The following is a 19,908-nucleotide window of genomic DNA, read 5'->3' as shown; positions in this document are numbered from 1 at the left end:
CAGCCCGACATGTTGATGGTGATATCCCCCGCCAAGACACTGGACTACGAGAGCCCGCTGGCGACCCAAAAGACAACCCAGCCGGACTTTCTCGAGGATGCCTGTGAACTGATAGACCAGCTTAAAGACCTGGAACCCCATGACATCAGTAACCTGATGGGGATCAGCGACAAGCTCGGCCAGCTCAATGCTGAACGCTTTCGCACCTGGCACACCCCCTTCACACCGGATAACGCCCGCCAGGCGGTGCTTGCCTTCAAGGGTGATGTATACACCGGCCTGGATGCGGAACGCTTCAGCGAGAAAGAATTCGAGATTGCCCAGAAGCGGCTGAGAATTCTGTCCGGCCTCTACGGTGTGCTCAAGCCGCTGGACCTGATGCAACCCTATCGTCTGGAGATGGGCACCAAGTTCGAGAACCGCCGGGGCAAGGATCTGTACGCATTCTGGGGCAGCAAGGTCACCGATGAGCTTAACCGCTTGTTGAAGGCTGATGATGGCGTGCTGGTAAACCTGGCCTCTAACGAATACTTCAAGAGCGTTCGCAAAAAGGACCTTGAAGGTCGCCTGGTTACACCGCAGTTCAAGGACTGGAAAAACGGCCAGTACAAGATGATCAGTTTTTACGCCAAAAAGGCCCGGGGCCTGATGTGTCGCTACGCCATCCAGAACAACATCACCCAGGCCAGTGACCTGAAAGGCTTTGACCTGGAAGGTTACCGGTTCAGCGAAGAGCAGTCCGATGCGGACAGCTGGGTATTCCTACGGGATAAGCCGTAAACCGTTCACTGAATCCGGAGACATTAATGAGTGAAGCCGTTTTTTCCCAGCTCGCCATGCTGGTCTTTCTCACAGGCCTGATCGTCTGGATGGGATTCATCGTGTGGGATCTGGCCAAAAAGTCCCAGGCCGGGCGGTTTGGCACCATCATTTTGTTCACCATACTCGGTGCTGGCGTGGTGGGGTTCATCATCAAGACCGTGATGGTGGAGATTATGAATCTCTAACTGCCCAAGATGAGGTTTTCAGCATTGTCACTTTACGGCCACGGACCCGTGGCCGTATCATCCCCACCCTTTTCAGACTCTCACCATCATCGAATAACCAACAAGGATCCGGACCATGTGGTTTCGTAATGCCCGCGTATTCCGTTTTACCAAGCCATTCGAAATAACCGCCGAAGCCCTGGAAGAAAAACTCCAGGAAGACGCCTTCAAACCCTGTGGTCCCCAGGAAACCTCACGCCAGGGCTGGGTATCGCCCATGGGTAAGCACAGCGATCTGCTGGTTCATAGCGCCGGCGGCTATCACCTGATTGCCCTGCGCAAGGAAGAGAAGCTGCTGCCCGCCTCCGTCATCAAGGAACTGGTGGACGAGAAGGCTGAAATGATTGAAGCGGAACAACACCGAAAGGTGCGACGCAAGGAAAAGGACGAACTGAAAGAAGAAGTGACGCTGGAAATGCTGCCCCGGGCATTTTCCAAGAACCGTCGCTGCTACGCCTATCTGGCACCGGCAGACGGTGTACTGGTTGTTGACGCGGGCTCCTCCAAACAGGCGGAAGATCTCGCCTCAACACTTCGCAAAAGCCTGGGTTCCCTGCCCGTTCGCCCGCCAGCCGTGGAGCAGGCACCCGCCTTCACCTTCACCGGCTGGTTGAACGAGTCCATTGATCTACCCGTGAGCATCGAGCTGGGCACCGAGTGCGAACTGAAAGACACATCCGAAGACGGTGGCGTGGTGCGCTGCAAAGGCCTGGATCTTCAGGGTGATGAAATCCGCAGTCATCTGGACGCCGGCATGCAGGTGACCAAGCTGTCTGTCACCTGGGACGACAACCTGTCATTCGTGCTGGACGAGGAACTGGGCATCCGTCGCCTGAAATTCGGCGACACCCTGCAGGAAAAGCTGGACGATGTGGATGCGGATGACGCCGCAGCACGCTTCGACGCCGCATTTTCACTGATGACCCTGGAGTTGGCCAGGCTGATTCCTGGCCTGCTGGAAGCCCTGGGCGGCGAAGACCGTTCCGCGATTGTGGAAGAAAGCTGAACCTGGATATTCAGTGGGACGTCTGTTCCAGGCGTTCCCGCTGCCAATCCTTCTCCGGCTCGTTCAGTACCAGCGTCAGGTCCATTACTTCCTCTTCCGTGTTGTAGTGGATCTCGAAGCCCAGATGCTCAGCCAGTTGCAGCATCGGACGATTGTCCGGTAACACATCACCCACCATCTCCACCGTGCCCTTGGCACGGCAATAGTCGATCATCTTCTGCATCAGGGCCACACCCAGTCCCTCGCCTTTCATCCTGTCGTGCACCATCACCGCGAACTCACAGCGCAGGTTGTCGGCATCGGTCCAGGTTCGCACCGTTCCCAGGGTCTCCTCCCCCTCGCCGTCCTCCCTTGGCGCATTGGCAATAAAGACCATTTCCCGGTCGTAGTCGATTTGCACCATTTGGGCCACGTCTTCACGGGAGAAGTGCTTGCGGTACTGGAAAAAACGGTAACGGATGGACTCCGGGGACTGGAGTTCATGAAACGCACGGTGCGCCGGTTCGTCTTCCGCCAGCACCGGGCGAATGATGACACGGCGCCCGGACTTCGGCAGCACGATCCACTCCTCCAGCTCCCTGGGGTACGGCTGGATAATCGGCCGCCCCGGCTTGTCCGCCAGGTCGATCGCCACGTTCACCGCAACCGTGCCCTGGTCGTTGAACAACAGCGGTGAGATCTCCAGCCCGCGAATCTCCGGAATATCGATCACAATCTGGGACAGAGTCACCAGGGTTTCCGAGACCGCGCGAATGTCCTCCTCGGGCTTCAGGCTGTGTTCTTTCAGCAACTTGTACATGTAGGTACGCCGCAATAGCTCCCTGGCCAGCACCATATTCAACGGCGGCAACGCAATCTGTCGATCCGTCATTACGTTGATATGCGCCCCCGAGGCGCCGCAGACTACCAGCGGCCCAAACAACTTGTCCCGGGTGATCCCCACACTGAACTCGATGCCACCGACGTGCTGGTAGGAACGTTGCACCGCAAAACCCAGAAAACCGCTGTCAGGGTAATGTTTCTGGTATTCGTCCATCAGGAAGCGACAGGAATCCATAATCGCCCCCTCACTGTTCAGTTTCTGAACCGTGCCCTTGTAACGGCGCTGTCCGGGGCTGAGTTCCACAAGCGGATGACAGGCCTGTTCATGGATCAGCGTGATGTCCACCGGACGACGCTCCACGGCGAAGACCTCCAGCACTTCCTCCATATCGTCGCAATACATGGTCTCGACGGCATTAATGCCGTAATTCCGGATCACGTCGCGGGCTTCCTGGTTGGACAGGTGCGCCCGACCGGAGCGAATGGCATTCACGACGATACGCCGTGTTTGGGTATGGTCGGCCAGGTGGTCGGTAAAGGACTCCGGCGTTTCGGTCAGCAACCGTTGCACGCGCTGGTGTCGCACGTGCTGCATGAACGCCATAACGGCCTTCTCAGGGTTGAAGAACGACGGTAAGCCCGCCCGATAAAACTCATCGCGGGCATCCAGCACCGTACTTTGCCCCAACCAGCAGGTGAAGACGTTCAAGCGCGTGCCCTTGGTAGCCTGAACCACCGCATCGGCAATCCGCAGGCTGTCCTCGGTCAGGCTGGGCGCGTACATCACGAGAACGTTGGCCACTTCCGGGTCTTTGGCAAGAATCTTGATTGCTTTGGCGTAGAGCTCCGGTGAGGCGGCGTAACCGAGGTCGATAGGATTCTTTCGGGTCCAGTACGGTGGCAGCAGTTCCGCCAGTGAATCGATCGACTTGCCCGACAACTTTGCCAGTTCACCACCCAGATACGCCAACCGGTCTACCGCCAGTACCCCAGGGCCAACGCCGTTGGCCATAATGGCCAGTGTTTCCCGCCGCAGGGGACGCATTCGTGTCAGCGTTTCCAGCGCATCAAACATCTGCCCCAACCCATCCACTCGCAGCACACCGGCACGCTGCAACATAGCATCGTATATGGGGTCACTCTGGGTCAGCCCGGCGGGCAGCTCGTGGGGGAACCATTCCGATTCCGGCACACGGCCGCTTTTCACGGCAATCACCGGCTTGGTGCGGGAAGCCACACGTACGGCGGACATGAAGCGGCGTGGATTGGGAATATTCTCAATGTGCAGCAATATTGCTCGGGTCTGGCTGTCCTGGGCCAGATAATCAATCAGGTCGTCGTGATCGATATCCATCCCATCGCCCAGTGTCAGGAAGTATGAGAAACCCACACCCCGGGCGAACGCCCAGTCGATTACCGAACTGGCGATGGTGCCGGACTGGCCCACGAACGCCACCTTGCCGGGAATGGCGCCCATGTGGGCGTAGGTGGCGTTCAGGCTGCGGGCTGGCACCATCAGCCCAATAGTATTGGGGCCAAGCACGCGTATGCCGGTCTCCCGCGCAGCATCGCGAACCGAATACATTAATGGCTGACCGGTTTTACTGTGGCTCCTGGACATGCCGCCGGTCATCACAATAGCCGTGCGGACGCCTGCCTCGCCCAGTCGCTTGATCATCTTCGGCACGGTATCCGGAGGGGTACAGATAATCGCCAGATCGGGGCTGAACCCCATGCGGGATACTTTCTTGACGCAGGGTACGCCGTGGACGTTGTCGTAATCGTTCTGGTTAACCACCATCAACTGGCCGGGATAACCACCACCGAGTAGGTTCCGCAGAACCATGCCACCGAGGTTGTCTGCCCGTTCCGAGGCGCCGATCACCACAATAGAAGACGGGTTGAAAAGGCTTTCCAGATAACGGGTGCTCAAGTTTCACTCCTTGATTCGAGTCGACCGGGCGTGTGTACACCTTATCTTAGGCGCTTGCCTGACGATGTAAAACGGCTATCTCCGCCATAAGACCAAAGAAACGCAGAAAGCCCGGTCTATCCCTGATAATATCGGACAAAATACAAGCACAACCAGAGTGTTCGGGACCAGTATGACAACGGGATTCTTCTCTCACGACGACTGCATGAAACACAATATGGGGGCGGAGCACCCTGAGTGCCCCGAGCGACTGGCAGCCATCACCAGTTACCTGGCCGACACCGGCCTGGGGCAAGATCTCGACTGGGTGCGACCTGACGAAGCCACCCGGGACCAGTTGCAGACCGTGCACCCCGAACGCTATCTGAACCAACTTGATCTGATGCAGCCCACCAGGGGACGGGTGTATACCGACCCCGATACCGCCATGATGCCGGACACCCTGAGAGCCGCCCGACTTGCCGCTGGCGCCAGCATTGAAGCGGTCGATATGGTGCTCAGCAGCCAGCTCACCAACGCGTTTGTGTGCGCCAGGCCACCCGGGCACCATGCCGAACGCAGTAAATCCATGGGCTTCTGCTTCTACAACAACATCGCGCTGGCCGCCATGCGGGCGTTGAACTTTCACCAGTTGGAGCGGGTAGCGATTATTGATTTTGACGTACACCAGGGCAACGGCACGGTGGATATCGTGGGCGGTGATGAACGCATCCTGATGTGTTCCAGTTTCCAGCATCCGTTCTACCCACATTCCCACGTGCATCGCCAGGCGGAAAACATCATCAATACGCCCATCCAGGCAGGCACTCCGGCAGACGAGTACCGGAAGATCGTGGAAGCAGCGTGGCTGAAACGGCTGCAGGACTTCCGCCCGCAACTGGTGCTAGTCTCCGCCGGCTTTGACGGCCACCGACTGGACCCGATGGCGGAGCTGAACCTGGAAGTAGAGGATTACCGCTGGTTGACGGAAATGATCACCAGCGTGGCCAGCGACCATGCCAACGACCGTATTGTCTCAACCCTGGAGGGTGGCTATCATTTGAGGGCGCTGGCCGAGAGTGTCAACGCTCACCTTGAGGTGCTCAACGCCATCCACTGAGATTGCCGCGCGCAATGTCAGGTATTTGGCGTTGCGGCCTCGTAGCCATTGGCTTGCTGCAGGTCCGGCCGTTCGCCTTCCCGCTGAAGGCGAATTGTGGTGCGCCGGTTGTCTGCCGCGCGGCGTGATACCGGGTATTGGTCCGCATGGGCCCTGGTGGTCACGAGATCAGCATCAATGCCCTGCCCGATCAGGTAATCCGCCACCGCATTGGCCCGCTCTTCGGACAACGCGCGATTGTCGATACGGCTACCGCTGCTGTCGGTATGCCCATCCACGAACACCCTTTCCACCGTGGAATCTGCCTGGATGTACATCACAATGTTGTCGAGAAACCGACGGTCAGCTTCAGACAGGCTGGTGCTGCCTGACGCAAAGGAAATGCGGGACCGCTTGATCTGATCGTAGTTGACCGGCAACAGGCCGGCGGTGCAGCTTCGATAACCAGAGAACTGGCCCGCAAAGTTAATGTTGGACACTTTCACCCGAACCAGGCTGCCGTCGTACCAGGACTCACGCGTAACCGTTGGGTCCATCCCCTCCAGCAGGCTCTGGACAAGCACCATGGCGAGGCGTGACTCGAGCATCAGCGGCCGACGACTGTCGTCCACGTTAACCCGACCAAGGGGACGGGGGGCGGTTCCCGGGCGCCATGACGGCGCTTCCATCACCAACTGAGCCTGACCAGGACGCATGAGCGGCGTTTCCGACTCCAGAAAGAAGGACAGCGACTCACCCGCCTTGTGGCGGAATACGGCACGGCCGTAGCCCGGAACCTGATGCACTAAAGTACACTCGAATACGGACTCCGACAGGTACCACTGGCTGTTCTCGATACCCGCGCCAAAGGTGGCGGCCTGCACCGCAACAGAGCCTGCCGTCAGTGCACCAATCGCACTGGAAACCACTGCACCACGCAGGAAGGCGGAAATTCGTGCCATACCATCCATCCGTCAGAAAAGATTCACTACCCTCGTAACGGCCGAAGTCAGTCTTTCTTTAGGACGCCCGCCAAAACAATCGCTGTCGGCTTCTGATATAATTTCGCCAGATTTTTTCTTTCAGGGGTTCACGTTTGACGGGCCCCAGCAGATCCCGGAACCGTAAATGACCGAACAACTGATCATCACCCGTCCTGACGACTGGCACCTCCACGTGCGGGACGGCGACATTCTCAAGGACGTCGTACCCGCCACCGCCCGTTGCTTTGGCCGCGCCATCATCATGCCAAACCTGGCGCCACCGGTGACGGAAGCCGAACAGGCCATGGCTTACCGTAGCAGGATACTGGCCGCAGCCGGCGACACCGGGTTCGACCCGCTGATGACGCTGTACCTCACAGAAACCACTACGCCTGCGCAAATCAGGGATGCCAAGGCTGCGGGCGTGATTGCCGCCAAACTGTACCCGGCTGGCGCCACCACCAACTCCGCATCCGGTGTGACCGACATCCGCAACATTTATCCGGTACTGGAGGCCATGAGTGACTGCGGCATGCTGTTGCTGGTCCACGGCGAAGTCACCGACGCAGAGATCGACATCTTCGACCGGGAAAAGATCTTCCTCAAGCGCGTACTGGCGCCGACCATGGAGGCGTTTCCGGATTTGCGGGTGGTTCTGGAGCACATCACCACCGCCGATTCAGCCGAATTCGTGCGTGACCATGACGGTGACAATCTGGGTGCCACCATCACGCCGCAACATCTGATGTACAACCGCAACCACATGCTGGTCGGCGGCATTCGCCCTCACCTGTATTGTCTGCCCATCCTCAAACGCAACCGGCACCAACAGGCGTTAAGGGATGCAGTGGTCAGCGGAGACCGCCGCTTCTTCCTGGGAACGGATTCTGCGCCGCACTCGAAAGACAAGAAAGAAACCGCCTGTGGCTGCGCCGGCTGCTATTCAGCGTTCAGCGCCATGCCCCTGTATGCGGAGATTTTCGAAGACCTGGGTGTGCTGGACAAACTGGAGGCCTTTGCCAGCTTTAATGGCGCCGATTTCTATGGCCTGCCCAGAAACAGCGATACCATCACGCTAGTGAAAGAATCCTGGGAGATGCCCGACGAACTGCCCCTGGCTGACGGTACCATCGTGCCTTTGAAGGCCGGCGAAAGCCTGAGATGGCGGCTTGTCTGAACATCAGCCGACCAACCGTTCCCTGTTAATCGTTCCTTATCAATCATTTGTGTACCAGGCCGGCAACCCTGGCCAGAGACTCCAGGAGTTTAAGTGACTGAAGAACATAAAGAACCGCATCCCATGTCCCGCCGCTTCCGTGGTTTCCTGCCGGTTGTGGTGGATGTGGAAACCGGCGGCTTCAATCCTGAGAAGGACGCCCTGCTGGAGATCGCTGCGGTCATACTGACAATGGATGAGGACGGCTGGTTGAAGCGGGCTGAAACCCACGTTCAGCAGATCGACCCCTTCGAGGGCGCCAACCTGGAGCAGTCTGCGCTGGACTTCACCGGTATCGACCCGTGGAACCCGGAGCGGGAAGCCGTTCCGGAACGAGAAGGCATGAGCGAGATTTTCGGGCCCATCCGCAAGGCGGTCAAAGCCCACGATTGCAAACGAGCCGTGCTCGTTGGCCACAACGCAACCTTCGACCACAACTTTGTGTTCGCCGCTGCCCTGCGTTCAGACATCCGCCGCAACCCGTTTCATCCGTTTTCCACCTTCGACACGGCAACGCTAGCTGGCCTGGCCTACGGCCATACCGTACTGGCGCAAGCCTGCAAGCTGGCGGGCATTCCGTTCAGCAACAAGGAAGCGCACTCGGCCGCCTATGACGCAGAGAAAACCGCAGATCTGTTCTGTGGCATCGTCAACCGCTGGCGCGAAATCGGTGGCTTCCCACCGCCGCCCATACCGGACGACACAGAAGAGGCACCTTGATAGACAGCCACAAAAAACCCCGCGCGAAGCGGGGTTTTTTTGATCTCCAAGGGCAATACTACCAGTAAATACCCCGCATGATCGCCGCAAAGGCCACCTGCTCGGAGGACACCTTCGGCTTCTCGCCGGAACGGCTGCCGGCAGCGGCCGGAGAGTCCGGGAACATGCGGTAACCCGTGTTCATCACGATCTCGCCCATCTTCGGCGCCAGCGCCTGCATGACCTGGGCAAAAATGCCCAGACGCGTGGCGATGCGCTTGGGACGGTACACGATGGCGTCTGCCACCATTTCCGCCGCTTCGTCCGGTGTCAGCGTGGGCACCGAGTCGTAGATTTTGGTGGGCGCGATCATCGGCGTTTTCACCAACGGCATGTTGATGGTGGTGAAGGTCACGTTGCGATCCGACCACTCCGCCGCCGCACAACGGCTGAAGGTATCCAGCGCTGACTTGGACGCGACATAGGCCGAGAAACGGGGCGCGTTGGTCAACACACCGATGGATGAGATATTGACCACGTGCCCGCGACGACGCTCCAACATAGCCGGAGCAAAACCCATGATCAGGCGAACGGAGCCGAAGTAGTTCAGCTGCATGGTACGCTCGAAATCGTGGAAACGGTCGAACGAGAGCGCCAGTGAGCGACGGATGGAACGGCCTGCGTTATTGACCAATACGTCCACATGGCCGTGATTGTCCAGCACCGTTTTCACGAACCGGTCGCAGTCATCCATGTCGGCAAAGTCACATTGGTAGGCATGAACGTTGCCGCCTCGGGCTTCCAGTTCAGCAGCCACCTCCATCAGGCGTTCTTTCTTGCGCGCGCCAATCACCAGGATAGCGCCGGCATCCGCCAGTTTTTCGGCTGTCGCCAGACCGATACCGGAGGTACCACCGGTGATCACACAGACCTTTCCTTCCACGGTGCCACGTAGGGTGCGGTCCTTGAACAGGTCAGGGTCCAGGTTACGCTCCCAGAAGTCCCACAGAACCGCTGCATAGCTTTCCAGGCGCGGCACGACGATACCGGTGTCCTTGAGGACTCTTTCTGTCTCACGGGCGTCAAACCGTGTGGGATAATTGATAAACGACAACACCGAAGGCGGAATGCCCATGTCGTCCAGCAATGCGGTAGTCAGACGCTTAACGGGCGGCAGATTCTTCAGGCTCTGGCGGATAAACGGCGGCACAAACCCGAACATGCGCGAGTCGATCCGCATCGCCATACGGGGAGCATGACCGGCTTCGGAGAAAATATTGAGAATCTCGCCCACTTTGTACGGATCGGAATCCACCAGATGGAAGCAGTTACCGTCCTCCCCTTTCAGGTGCGCGATGTGGTCCATGGCGTTCACCACGAAATCCACCGGCACGATGTTCAGGCGCCCGCCCTCGATGCCGATCGTCGGCACCCACTGGGGCAGTGCGTGGCGGATTTTCTGGATCATCTTGAAGAAGTAATAGGGCCCGTCGACCTTGTCCATCTCACCGGTCTTTGAGTGACCAACCACCATACCAGGGCGGTAAATCCGGAACGGAACGGTGCAACTCTCGCGAACCACCTTTTCAGATTCGTGCTTGGTCAGCAGGTAGGGATGGTCGAGCTTTTCCGCCTCCTCGAACATATCCTCGCGGAAGGTGCCCTTGAACAGGCCAGCCGCCGCGATGGAGGAAACATGATGGAAGCAACCGGCTTCCATAGCGGCTGCCGCATTGACGGCACTGTGGGTGCCCTCGATGTTCGTGGCCTGCTGGGACTTTTCGTCCGCCCCCATGTCATACACCGCAGCAAGGTGGAAGAAATGATCAACGTTACCCTTGAGCGATTTCATCGTCTTGGCATCGATGCCCAGGTTCGGGCTGGTAAGGTCGCCGATCACTGCTTTCACCCTGGACTCATCCGCGCCCCAGCGCTCCCTCAACGTGTCCAGTTTTTCCTGTGATTGCTCGCGCACCAGAACATGCACTGTGCCACCGCGAGCCAGCAGTTTTTCAACGAGAAAACGGCCGATAAATCCGGTGCCACCCGTCAGAAAGTAATTCATTGATAGTCCACCCTGCTTGTTGCTCAGTTGTTGTCTTTTTCCTTTGTTGTCATCGAGAGTATTAGACCAAAGTCTTATACCGCCGATGCACGCCGGCATTGTACTTAATTGCAACACTCATGTATCGATTTTTTTTAGAGTATTTACTCTGTAAGTTCTTGTTTTAATTAGAGCGTTTACTCTAGTTCATGCATGCAATACACGCCGGAACCTGTTCGGTTAACCGACACGCTGAAATTGAGACTAGCACAAGGTGGGCAGGCTGCCCGCAAATCCTTACCATTACCGGAAGGAAATGAAACCTGACGGTGGCGGTGACATAATCGGAACCTTCAACGGCAGTTTCTGTCTCTATACTCTTTACACACTTTCTACATTTCCCGCACTTCGGAATCCGGAACATGCACAAAGACGATCCCAACGCTGAACGCTACATTGCCATTGCACGTGCCTGTCTGAAGGCCATCAACGACACAGCCGCCGACGCCGGCACCCGGGAACAGAAAATCCAGGCGGTGTATCAGGCCATTGATCACGCCTTTCAGGCCGAATTTGCGGATTATCGCCAGTCCGTTGCGGTGATGGGGACAGTTCTTGAGCGCATCGCCTCTGGCCAACTCGATGCCGATGCAGCCGCCAGCCTGGCGAAGAAAACCCTGGATCAACAACCGGAAAGTACCCGTAACGCCCTGATTCATTAACGTTTCAACGTAAAGAGAGACTGTATGCACCCTGGCATCCATGGATTTGCCCAAGGTTTCCTTGGCCTGAAGCAAGGATTTCTCCTGGCGCTGGTACTGGCCTTCAGTTCGGTTGCCCTGGCGAGCCAGTCGCCCGTAAAAAGCCCGAACGACGACAACCTGTACCGTTATGTGCAGTTGGACAACCAACTGCGGGTGCTTCTGATTTCCGCGCCGGGCTCCGACAAAGCCGCAGCATCCATGAACGTTGCCGTCGGCAGTGGCGATGACCCCGCCAACCGCGAAGGCCTCTCTCACTTCCTTGAACACATGTTGTTCCTGGGCACGGAAAAATACCCTGACCCTGGCGAGTACCAGAAGTTCATCAAAAGCCATGGTGGCAGTCACAACGCATTCACCGCATTCCAGGACACCAACTACTTCTTCGACGTACAGGCCGAGCATCTGAAGGAAGCCCTGGATCGCTTCGCCGAGCAATTTTCAGCGCCACTGTTCACGCCAGAACTGGTGGATCGCGAACGCCGCGCCGTGCACTCGGAGTACAGCTCGAAACAGAAAGACGACAGCCGTCGCTTCTACTCCGTTAAAAAGGCCGTCAGCAATCCCGACCACGCGTTCCATCAGTTTGCCGTCGGTAACCTGACTACCCTGGAAAACACCGAAGAGCGCCCCCTGCGCCCGGACCTGATCGACTTCTGGAAAGCCCATTACTCGTCCAACCTGATGACGCTTGCCGTCTACGGCCCGCAATCGCTGGATCAGCTCGAGGCCATGGTACGAGGCCGCTTCGACCGCATCGAAAACCGCAACCTGAACGCGAAGGTCCACGACGAGCCACTGTTCAGCCCAGGCACCCTACCCGCCCGCGTGCATGCGGATGCGCTGAAGGATATCCGCAACCTGACGCTCACCTTCCCCATCCCGTCTCAGGAAGACCACTACCGCGACAAGCCGGCCAACTACGTTGCCAGCCTGCTTGGCCACGAAGGCCCGGGCAGCCTGTTTGACGTGCTGAAGAAGGCTGGCCTGGTGGAAAGCCTGTCCGCAGGTAGCGGCATGGATACCGGCCAGGAAGCCACCCTGGAACTGAACATGGCGCTGACCCCGGAGGGCCTTGATAATCAGGAAACCATTCTGGAACTGACCTTTGCCTACATCGACAAGGTGCGCGAGGAAGGCATTTCCCGCTCTCGTTTCGAAGAAATGAAACAACTGGCACAGATCGATTTCCGTTTCCGTGAGAAGAGCCAGCCAGTGCAGGAAGTGATGCATCTGTCGCGACAGATGCGGCATGTGGCGCCAGAGGACGTACTCCAGGCGCCATGGATGATGGAAAGCTATGCACCCGATAAATACCGGAACATTCTGAACCGGCTTACTCCGGATAACGTGCTGGTGTCCGTCCTGGAAACAGAACCGAACCTTGAAGACCCCAACCTGACCCAGTGGTACGACGCCGCCTGGAAACTGAAGCCCCTCGCCATCCGGGACATTCGGCAACGGGACGACAACCCCATGGTGTCCAGGCTGGCCCTGCCGCTCGACAACCCTTTTATTCCCGAAGAACTCGACATGATCGACGGCGCAACCATGGAGCAGCCCGTTTCCATGGGGACCGTCAGTGGCATGGAGGTCTGGTACGCCCGGGACACCCGGTTCGAGACGCCGAAGGCCAATGTGTACCTAAGCCTGCGAACCCCGGCGACACGGGCATCCGCTCGCAGCAATGTGCTGTCGTCGCTGTTGGTGGATGCCATCAACACCAACGTGAACGCATGGGCCTATCCCGCCCAGCTGGCGGGACTCGACTACAGCATCTACCCCCACCTTCGGGGCATAACCGTCCGCGTCGGCGGTTACAGTGACAAACTCCACACCCTGATGGCCCGCATCCTGACCCAGGTAGCGGACCCCACACTCACCGAGCAACGCTTCCGCATTGCCCGGCAAAACATGATCGATGGACTGCTAAACAAGGCCAAGGAACGGCCTGTGCAGCAGACCTCTGAACGCATTCAGAGCCTGCTGATCGAGGGCGCCTGGAGTACAGAAGAGAAGCTTAAGGCCGCCCGGGAAGTCACGCTGGATGAACTCAAATCCTTCGCCGAGGCGTTCCTGGCCCAGGTCGACCCGGTGATGCTGGCACACGGCAATATGACACAAGCGTCCGCCCTTAACCTCACCAATCGTATCCATGCCATGGTGCTGGACGACAGTGAGCTGACAACGGTCGAGCGCAGCCGCGTTCGGGCCTTACCGGAAGGTGAAACCCTGTTACCGCTGGAGGTAGACCATCCGGACACCGGCTATACCCTCTATGTACAGGGCGATAACACCGGCTTTGAGGAACGCGCCGTATTCCGCCTGCTGGGGCAGATTATCAGCAGCCCGTTCTATGAAGAGCTCCGCACCAATCGCCAGCTTGGCTATATCGTTTACGCTACCCCGTTCGAAATGCTGGAAACCCCGGCGCTGGGCTTCGTGGTGCAATCCCCGGAAGCCAGTGGCGACCAGATCGACCAAGCGGTGCGGGAATTTTCCAAGGCTTTCAAGGACACGTTATCCAACCTCTCGGAGCAGGACCTGGCGCGAGAGAAACAGGCTGTCATCAGCCAACTGATGGAACAGGATCGGCAACTTGGTGAGATTTCGGAGCGTTACTGGCGTGAAATCGACCGCGGCGCGACCGACTTCAAATCAAGGGAGAAACTGGCCAAGGCGATACAACGCGTGAGCCGGGAAGCCCTGGTTAATACTTTGCAAAAGCAGGTCATTGACCGTAAACAGGCACTGCAGGTGTTCACTACAGCCGAGGCAAAAAACAACGCCAGCGCGGTTGAGCTGTTGCTGCAACGCAGCGCTGTTCCCGACGCCTGATCAGCTCTCAACCTGAGGACTGGCCCGTGAACCGGTGCCAGTCTTCGGGTTCATCCACGTCCCATCGTTGCGGAAGCAACCTGAATGACAAACCCGCTTGCGTAAGGCGGTCACAGGTTTGCGACAACGCCTTTTCCGTTCCCCAGGCCACGTCGGCCAGCATGCCCGGGAGGACCCGGCGAGCACCGATGAGTACATAGCCGCCGTCCTCCGACGGCCCCAGTACCACGTCCACCTCGTCCAGCGCAGCCACGGCTGTTCGCACGTAGTCCGCATCCACGGAGGGGCAATCACTGCCCACAATCATCGCCTTGCCAAAGCCACGCAACCCTGCGTCCAGTGCCTGTGACATGCGTTCCCCAAGGATGTCGCCCTCCTGTACAGCCTGAGCAACGCCGTGAACGTCAAGCCGTTCCAGTACAGGAGCAGCACCCGTGGGCGCATTCTCCAGCGCCCGGTCCCACAGGAACTGGACGGTATAACCACTGGCCACCAGATTATCGAGCACGGCCAGACTGAGCCTGACGTGTGCCGCCATAGCGCCCTCGGCGCCCAGTGCCGGCATCAGACGGGTTTTCACCCTGCCCGCCTCCGGCCACTTGGAAAACTGCATAACCAGCACTGAAGCATCAGGATTGACGGGCATTACGAACATCCGACCGGTAGAGGGTAACAAGGGTTTCCGGCGAGTCGCCGCGCCAATAGCGCCAGCGCAATCGCCACATCAGCAGGATGGTACGCCAGGCACCTTGCTGTTCCCAGCGCCGGCTATCCGTGACCACGGGATCGGTAATACGGAAAGGTCGTGACACCAGTCTCAGACGAGACGATAGTTCCACATCCTCCATCAACGGCATCTCTTCAAAGCCACGCAAGGCCTCGAACACCGGCCGACGCACGAACAGAGCCTGGTCGCCAGTAGCGATACCCGTCAGCCAGGAGCGTTGATTCATGAACCAGGCGATCACCCGGTACAGCACTCTCTTGCCGCTGAGACGCACATCAAACCGCCCCCATGCCTTACGGCTTGCATTAAATTGCTCCAGTGCCGCCAGCGCAGAATCCGGTAAACGGGTATCAGCGTGCAGGAACAGAAGGACATCGCCACGGGCTGCTTGTGCGCCGGCGTTCATTTGCGGCGCCCTTCCACGGCCACACTGGATGACACGGTCACAATGACCCTGCGCCAGCCTGGCTGTTCCATCATCACTGCCACCGTCCACCACAATGACTTCATGGCCCGCCGCTCTGAGCGGCTGCAGATGATCCAGGGTGTCGCGAATGGTGGCGGCTTCCTGCCAAACAGGCACAATAACGCTTAAACGCAACGGCTGGGGCGGTGTCTTGGAAGTGTGCTGTGCTGGTGTCTTCAATGCGCCTGGTATCCCCTGTGCCCGATCAAACCGGTAGCTGCCTCGCCTCAATAAACTGTTTCAACGCTACCGCATTATTATGATCTGTATCCTTGGCTGCAAATACCAGCGTGATTCGTTCGTGCTTATCAACGTAGGATGCCAGAGTGCACAGGTCCGCACGATCGGACGATGCCAGTTCCTGCAGGTACTTTTCACGAAACCCGTCCCATCGGGCCGGGTCATGGCCAAACCACTTACGCAATTCAGTGGATGGGGCCAAATCCTTCAACCACTCGGCCAGACTGGCCTTTTCCTTGGCAACGCCTCTCGGCCACACCCGGTCAACCAACAGCCTCGGACCATCAGAACGGGCCGGTTCATCATAGGCACGCTTCAACCGAATTTCTGTCATAGCGATCTCCTTCTATTCCGGAAGTATTCCCGCAAGCCCTTGAGACACATCACTCAGCCCGCTATCATACCCGCCTTCTGACGATCAGCCCCCGTAGCTCATCTGGATAGAGCGTCCCCCTCCTAAGGGGAAGGTAGCAGGTTCGAGTCCTGCCGGGGGTACCATGCCAGCAATAAAATCATATGGTTAGAGATCTGCCTCTGGGACTTTGCTGATTCCGGTGTGCAATGACGCAATGAGAGGGCACGCGATGTCCCCTTTTTGCTCATGACATCGAGCGACCATATCGCTCAGAACACTCTCAATCCTCACCAGCTTTTTGATCTTTCCACGCACAGACTGCAGTTTGTGCTCGGCCAGGACACTGGCTTCCTGGCAGTGGGCACCATCTTCCAGCCGAAGCAGGTCGATAATCTCATCGAGACTGAAGCCCAGGTTCTGCGCCGATTTCACGAACGTCAATCGATCGATATCGGCAGAACCATAGCGTCTGATCCCACCGGGAGGACGCTGGGGTTCCGACAACAGGCCCCGCCGCTGGTAATAGCGAATGGTCTCGACATGGACACCGGCCGCCTTGGCCAGCCCACCGATGGTCAGTGGATTTACTTTATTCACCATGCGGGCTTACTCCGTAGTTGACTACGGCATCAGTTTACGTCATCAAACAAGGTCACTAATAGAGCATTTGCCCATGCTATCCAAGGGTTGCCTTGCCTTATCCCGCGCAGCAGGATAGTTGCTTGACATCCTTGGTAAACGTTTGAGCGCACAGCTTCAAACCTTCTACCATCGTCAGGTACGGGAACAGCTCATCGGCAATCTCGTTGACAGTCATGCGCGCACGAAGCGCCATCACCGCGGTCTGGATCAGTTCGCCGGCCTCACCCGCCACGGACTGCACACCCAGTAACCGCCCGCTTTCACGTTCCGCGACCATTTTAATGAAGCCTCCGGTATCAAAGTTGACCAGGGCCCGTGGCACGTTGTCGAGGGTCAGGGTACGGCTGTCGGTGACGTAGCCACTTGCCTCGGCGTCGGCCTCGGATAAACCGACGGTCGCAATCTGTGGCTCGGTAAAGACCACCTCCGGCATGGCACTGAGATCGAGCCGTGCATCACCACCGGTCATATTGACTGCTGCTCGACTGCCACCCGCGGCGGCGACATAGACAAACTGCGGCTGGTCGGTGCAGTCCCCAGCAGCATAGATGTCGGGCACGGTGGTACGCAGACCGTCATCGACTAAAATCGCCCCGCGGGCAGTCTCGACGCCGATAGCCTCCAGGTTCAGTCTGTCTGTATTCGGTGTGCGTCCCACGGCCACCAGCAGCCGATCGGCGCGCAGCTCTCCCACGTTTGTGGCGAGCACGAACTCCTCATTGGTATAGCGGATCTGGCTCGCCTGCGTGTCATTCAGAACCTTGATACCCTCGGCCTGGAACGCGGTTTCAATGGCCTCGCCAACAGCCGGGTCCTCACGGGAAAACAGCCGGCTACGCGCCAGGATGGTCACCTCGCTGCCCAGCCGGGCAAACGCCTGTGCCAGCTCCACTGCCACGACGGACGCCCCGATGACAACCAGCCGTTCCGGAATGGTGTCGCTGGCCAGTGCCGTGGTGGACGTCCAGTACGGCGTATCGGACAGGCCCGGAACCGGGGGAATGGTAGGCCCCGCACCGGTACCAATGAACGCTCTGTCAAAGCGTACCTCGCGTTCCGTGCCGTCGGTTCCAGTCACTGTCAGCGTATTGGCGTCGGTAAAACGGGCCTCACCCTGCAGGACAGTGATCGCCGGATTGTCTTCGAGAATCCCCTCATATTTCGCGTGACGAAGCTCATCGACCCGGGCCTGTTGCTGGGCCAGTAACCGGGGCCGGTGAATAGAAGGCTCGACCGCGGCAATGCCCTCGTCGAACGGACTGGCGCGACGCATGTGGGCCACGTGAGCGGCGCGGATCATGATCTTCGAGGGCACGCAGCCGACATTGACGCAAGTGCCACCGATGGTGCCACGCTCGATCAGCGTCACCCGGGCTCCGCGTTCCGCCGACTTCAAGGCGGCGGCCATGGCAGCGCCGCCACTGCCAATCACGGCAATGTGCAGATCGTTATCACTCATAAACACTACTCCTGTTTCGCCCCGGACTGTTTCAGTGTGGACGGGTAGCCCGCGTTGGTCGTGGCTTGAGTTATTGCGTCGACAGAGGTTTTGTCATCGTCGAAAGTAACCGTCGCATCACGCTCCTCATAACGGACCTGCACAGAACTCACCCCATCGACCCTCTTGAGAGCGGCTTTGACGGTGATCGGGCAAGCCGAACAAGTCATTCCGGGAACCGACAAGGTCACGGTTTTTTGCACCCCCAAGGCAGGCAGGCTGAACAGCGTAAACAGTACGGCAGTGATCAGGGACTTTTTCATGATGTATGGCCTCTCAGTAAAATAGCGGTAAGACGAAAGGGAATGCCAACGCGATCAGTACGAGCAACGCGACGATCCAGAAGGTGATCTTGTAAGCGGTGCGCACTTGCGGTACTGCGCAGACCTCGCCCGGCTCGCAATCCTGTGCAGGCCGGTATATCCGACGCCAGGCAAAGACCATCGCCACCAGAGCAGCACCAATGAACCACGGCCGGTAAGGCTCCAGAGCGGCCAGGTTGCCGATCCAGGCACCGGAAACACCAAGGGCGATCAGGACCAGGGGGCCAAGACAGCAGGCCGATGCGAGCACTGCTGCGACCCCGCCTGCGACTAAAGACCCGCGACCGGATTTGGACTCTGATTTCAACTCTGACATTACGACGGTTCCTTTCATGACTTTGCTGGCTATCTTCAAAATACTTCCGTAGTCGGCTACGGAGTCAAGCCCTGCACTCCTATGGAATGTTCAGCACTCTTGACCCCGTACCGTGGTACGGGCACTAATGTGAGCTGAGAATTCGCGAGGTGAGGATGCCGTCATGACTGACATGACCATTGGCAAAGTGGCTAACGTGGTGGGTGTCGGTGTCGAGACAGTTCGTTTTTACGAGCGACGCAAGCTCATCAAACAGCCGCCACGCCCCAGAGAGGGTGGTTACCGTATCTACTCGGACACCACGGTAAAGCGATTGCATTTTATTCGTCGAGCGCAAGAGCTGGGCTTCTCACTGCGTGAGATCGCTGAGCTGCTCGCGCTGCGTGATGCCGAAAGCAACCAGGCAGACGCAAGTGATGTACGCCAGCGGGCGATGGCAAAGCTGCACGACGTAGACCAGAAAATTGACCAGTTACGGCGAATCCGCCAGGGGCTGGCGGCACTTGTGGACTGTTGTCCCGGACAGGGGCCGTTGCAGTGTTGTTCCATATTTGACGCCCTGGAGCAGAATGCGGGGCCTACAGGCGGGCCGATCATAAGTGAGGAGACAGACATGCAGACAATCAGGCTTTCAATCGGCGGCATGCACTGCGGTGGGTGCGAGGAAATTGTTCGTCATGTTCTCGAACAGCAAACCGGCGTCAAGGGGTGTTCCGTCTCCCATGAAAGCGGTGAAGCCCGGGTGGCAGTTGACGAATCAAGGATTTCGGACGAACAACTTGCGGAGGCTGTGCGTGGTGCGGGGTACTCCGCAAACATCATGAACACGACAGAATAACCCCTTGGAATTCTCGGCGGCCTTGCCTCTGGCCGCCGGCCTCGGGTTACTGGCCTTCGTTGAGCCTTGGTCTGCGG

At 58.2% G+C, this 19,908-nt stretch carries 19 protein-coding genes and 1 tRNA gene; 10 read left to right on the top strand and 10 right to left on the bottom strand.

The genetic code is table 11. From position 1 onward, the window contains the following. The first annotated feature begins 9 nt into the window (after nt 1-9). The 3 genes from yaaA to rdgC all read left to right on the top strand — a co-directional run bounded on the left by yaaA (nt 10) and on the right by rdgC (nt 2,052). Nucleotides 10-780: a peroxide stress protein YaaA gene (yaaA, locus tag B2590_RS10910; RefSeq protein ID WP_041334634.1), complete on the top strand. Its 771-nt coding sequence runs from the start codon at nt 10-12 to the stop codon at nt 778-780. Between the two features lie 26 nt (nt 781-806). Continuing rightward, the gene (locus B2590_RS10905; RefSeq protein ID WP_036206443.1) at nt 807-1,007 is read left to right on the top strand and encodes a DUF2788 domain-containing protein; all 201 of its coding nucleotides are present in this window, start codon (nt 807-809) and stop codon (nt 1,005-1,007) included. Nucleotides 1,008-1,122: 115 nt separating this feature from the next. After that, nucleotides 1,123-2,052 carry a recombination-associated protein RdgC gene (gene rdgC, locus B2590_RS10900; protein ID WP_075194581.1) on the top strand — a complete coding sequence of 310 codons (930 nt, stop codon included), beginning with the start codon at nt 1,123-1,125 and terminating at the stop codon, nt 2,050-2,052. A 10-nt stretch (nt 2,053-2,062) separates the two neighbouring features. On the opposite strand, the gene B2590_RS10895 is transcribed toward rdgC, so the two are convergent. After that, a complete protein-coding gene (locus tag B2590_RS10895) occupies nt 2,063-4,807 on the bottom strand; it encodes a GNAT family N-acetyltransferase (RefSeq protein ID WP_036206438.1) in 2,745 nt (914 codons plus the stop codon). A gap of 172 nt (nt 4,808-4,979) precedes the next feature. On the opposite strand from B2590_RS10895, the gene B2590_RS10890 reads away from it, so the two are divergent. Continuing rightward, complete coding sequence (locus B2590_RS10890; RefSeq protein WP_075194580.1) at nt 4,980-5,906, top strand: histone deacetylase family protein; 927 nt, start codon at nt 4,980-4,982, stop codon at nt 5,904-5,906. Between the two features lie 17 nt (nt 5,907-5,923). Here B2590_RS10890 and B2590_RS10885 read toward each other — a convergent pair whose 3' ends face one another. Continuing rightward, complete coding sequence (locus B2590_RS10885) at nt 5,924-6,847, bottom strand: flagellar protein MotY (protein WP_075194579.1); 924 nt, start codon at nt 6,845-6,847, stop codon at nt 5,924-5,926. Nucleotides 6,848-7,013: 166 nt separating this feature from the next. On the opposite strand from B2590_RS10885, the gene pyrC reads away from it, so the two are divergent. Both pyrC and rnt read left to right on the top strand, forming a co-directional pair. Beyond that, on the top strand, nt 7,014-8,045 hold the full coding sequence (gene pyrC, locus B2590_RS10880; RefSeq protein WP_075194578.1) for a dihydroorotase: 1,032 nt from the start codon (nt 7,014-7,016) through the stop codon (nt 8,043-8,045). A gap of 123 nt (nt 8,046-8,168) precedes the next feature. After that, complete coding sequence (gene rnt, locus B2590_RS10875; RefSeq protein WP_036206941.1) at nt 8,169-8,804, top strand: ribonuclease T; 636 nt, start codon at nt 8,169-8,171, stop codon at nt 8,802-8,804. Between the two features lie 58 nt (nt 8,805-8,862). Here the strand turns inward: rnt and B2590_RS10870 are convergent, their stop codons facing one another. Then, on the bottom strand, nt 8,863-10,848 hold the full coding sequence (locus tag B2590_RS10870) for an SDR family oxidoreductase (protein ID WP_075194576.1): 1,986 nt from the start codon (nt 10,846-10,848) through the stop codon (nt 8,863-8,865). A gap of 401 nt (nt 10,849-11,249) precedes the next feature. Between B2590_RS10870 and B2590_RS10865 the strand changes: the two genes are divergently transcribed. Continuing rightward, nucleotides 11,250-11,549: a hypothetical protein gene (locus B2590_RS10865; protein WP_007151678.1), complete on the top strand. Its 300-nt coding sequence runs from the start codon at nt 11,250-11,252 to the stop codon at nt 11,547-11,549. 24 nt (nt 11,550-11,573) lie between these two features. Then, on the top strand, nt 11,574-14,426 hold the full coding sequence (locus B2590_RS10860) for an insulinase family protein (RefSeq protein WP_075194575.1): 2,853 nt from the start codon (nt 11,574-11,576) through the stop codon (nt 14,424-14,426). Nucleotides 14,427-14,433: 7 nt separating this feature from the next. Here B2590_RS10860 and B2590_RS10855 read toward each other — a convergent pair whose 3' ends face one another. Genes B2590_RS10855 through B2590_RS10845 form a run of 3 tightly spaced genes read right to left on the bottom strand, consistent with a single transcriptional unit; the run spans nt 14,434 to nt 16,193 of the window. After that, on the bottom strand, nt 14,434-15,072 hold the full coding sequence (locus B2590_RS10855) for a TIGR04282 family arsenosugar biosynthesis glycosyltransferase (protein ID WP_075194574.1): 639 nt from the start codon (nt 15,070-15,072) through the stop codon (nt 14,434-14,436). Next, on the bottom strand, nt 15,056-15,799 hold the full coding sequence (locus B2590_RS10850; protein WP_227664155.1) for a TIGR04283 family arsenosugar biosynthesis glycosyltransferase: 744 nt from the start codon (nt 15,797-15,799) through the stop codon (nt 15,056-15,058). The genes B2590_RS10855 and B2590_RS10850 overlap by 17 nt, the downstream gene beginning before the upstream one ends. 25 nt (nt 15,800-15,824) lie before the next feature. Then, complete coding sequence (locus B2590_RS10845; RefSeq protein WP_075194573.1) at nt 15,825-16,193, bottom strand: DUF488 domain-containing protein; 369 nt, start codon at nt 16,191-16,193, stop codon at nt 15,825-15,827. Between the two features lie 87 nt (nt 16,194-16,280). On the opposite strand from B2590_RS10845, the gene B2590_RS10840 reads away from it, so the two are divergent. Beyond that, a tRNA-Arg gene (locus B2590_RS10840) sits at nt 16,281-16,357 on the top strand. A 22-nt stretch (nt 16,358-16,379) separates the two neighbouring features. On the opposite strand, the gene merR is transcribed toward B2590_RS10840, so the two are convergent. The 4 genes from merR to merT form a co-directional block, all read right to left on the bottom strand. Next, nucleotides 16,380-16,814 carry an Hg(II)-responsive transcriptional regulator gene (merR, locus tag B2590_RS10835; RefSeq protein ID WP_036206363.1) on the bottom strand — a complete coding sequence of 145 codons (435 nt, stop codon included), beginning with the start codon at nt 16,812-16,814 and terminating at the stop codon, nt 16,380-16,382. Between the two features lie 97 nt (nt 16,815-16,911). Further along, nucleotides 16,912-18,315, bottom strand: a complete 1,404-nt coding sequence (gene merA / locus B2590_RS10830) for a mercury(II) reductase (protein WP_199448942.1) — start codon at nt 18,313-18,315, stop codon at nt 16,912-16,914. Between the two features lie 5 nt (nt 18,316-18,320). Then, nucleotides 18,321-18,617: a mercury resistance system periplasmic binding protein MerP gene (merP, locus tag B2590_RS10825; protein ID WP_199448943.1), complete on the bottom strand. Its 297-nt coding sequence runs from the start codon at nt 18,615-18,617 to the stop codon at nt 18,321-18,323. 13 nt (nt 18,618-18,630) lie between these two features. Continuing rightward, nucleotides 18,631-18,993: a mercuric ion transporter MerT gene (merT, locus tag B2590_RS10820; RefSeq protein WP_199448944.1), complete on the bottom strand. Its 363-nt coding sequence runs from the start codon at nt 18,991-18,993 to the stop codon at nt 18,631-18,633. A 163-nt stretch (nt 18,994-19,156) separates the two neighbouring features. Between merT and B2590_RS10815 the strand changes: the two genes are divergently transcribed. Further along, entirely contained in the window at nt 19,157-19,831 is a 675-nt protein-coding gene (locus tag B2590_RS10815) for a MerR family transcriptional regulator (RefSeq protein ID WP_221886044.1), read from the top strand. The last annotated feature ends 77 nt before the right edge of the window (nt 19,832-19,908 follow it).

The organism is Marinobacter sp. UBA3604 (assembly GCF_002375325.1).
Taxonomy (GTDB): Bacteria; Pseudomonadota; Gammaproteobacteria; order Pseudomonadales; family Oleiphilaceae; genus Marinobacter; species Marinobacter salarius.
Note: the sequence above shows the minus strand (reverse complement) of the source record. Positions and strands in the feature narration are given on the sequence as shown.

Coding starts and splice junctions, on each gene's coding strand:
- B2590_RS10860 (WP_075194575.1), top strand. CDS start 11,574: ATGCACCCTGGCATCCATGGATTTGCCCAAGGTTTCCTTGGCCTGAAG.
- merA (WP_199448942.1), bottom strand. CDS start 18,315: ATGAGTGATAACGATCTGCACATTGCCGTGATTGGCAGTGGCGGCGCT.
- rdgC (WP_075194581.1), top strand. CDS start 1,123: ATGTGGTTTCGTAATGCCCGCGTATTCCGTTTTACCAAGCCATTCGAA.
- B2590_RS10865 (WP_007151678.1), top strand. CDS start 11,250: ATGCACAAAGACGATCCCAACGCTGAACGCTACATTGCCATTGCACGT.
- B2590_RS10890 (WP_075194580.1), top strand. CDS start 4,980: ATGACAACGGGATTCTTCTCTCACGACGACTGCATGAAACACAATATG.
- B2590_RS10845 (WP_075194573.1), bottom strand. CDS start 16,193: ATGACAGAAATTCGGTTGAAGCGTGCCTATGATGAACCGGCCCGTTCT.
- yaaA (WP_041334634.1), top strand. CDS start 10: ATGTTGATGGTGATATCCCCCGCCAAGACACTGGACTACGAGAGCCCG.
- pyrC (WP_075194578.1), top strand. CDS start 7,014: ATGACCGAACAACTGATCATCACCCGTCCTGACGACTGGCACCTCCAC.
- merT (WP_199448944.1), bottom strand. CDS start 18,993: ATGTCAGAGTTGAAATCAGAGTCCAAATCCGGTCGCGGGTCTTTAGTC.
- B2590_RS10870 (WP_075194576.1), bottom strand. CDS start 10,848: ATGAATTACTTTCTGACGGGTGGCACCGGATTTATCGGCCGTTTTCTC.
- B2590_RS10885 (WP_075194579.1), bottom strand. CDS start 6,847: ATGGCACGAATTTCCGCCTTCCTGCGTGGTGCAGTGGTTTCCAGTGCG.
- B2590_RS10815 (WP_221886044.1), top strand. CDS start 19,157: ATGACTGACATGACCATTGGCAAAGTGGCTAACGTGGTGGGTGTCGGT.
- merP (WP_199448943.1), bottom strand. CDS start 18,617: ATGAAAAAGTCCCTGATCACTGCCGTACTGTTTACGCTGTTCAGCCTG.
- merR (WP_036206363.1), bottom strand. CDS start 16,814: ATGGTGAATAAAGTAAATCCACTGACCATCGGTGGGCTGGCCAAGGCG.
- B2590_RS10905 (WP_036206443.1), top strand. CDS start 807: ATGAGTGAAGCCGTTTTTTCCCAGCTCGCCATGCTGGTCTTTCTCACA.
- B2590_RS10855 (WP_075194574.1), bottom strand. CDS start 15,072: ATGCCCGTCAATCCTGATGCTTCAGTGCTGGTTATGCAGTTTTCCAAG.
- rnt (WP_036206941.1), top strand. CDS start 8,169: ATGTCCCGCCGCTTCCGTGGTTTCCTGCCGGTTGTGGTGGATGTGGAA.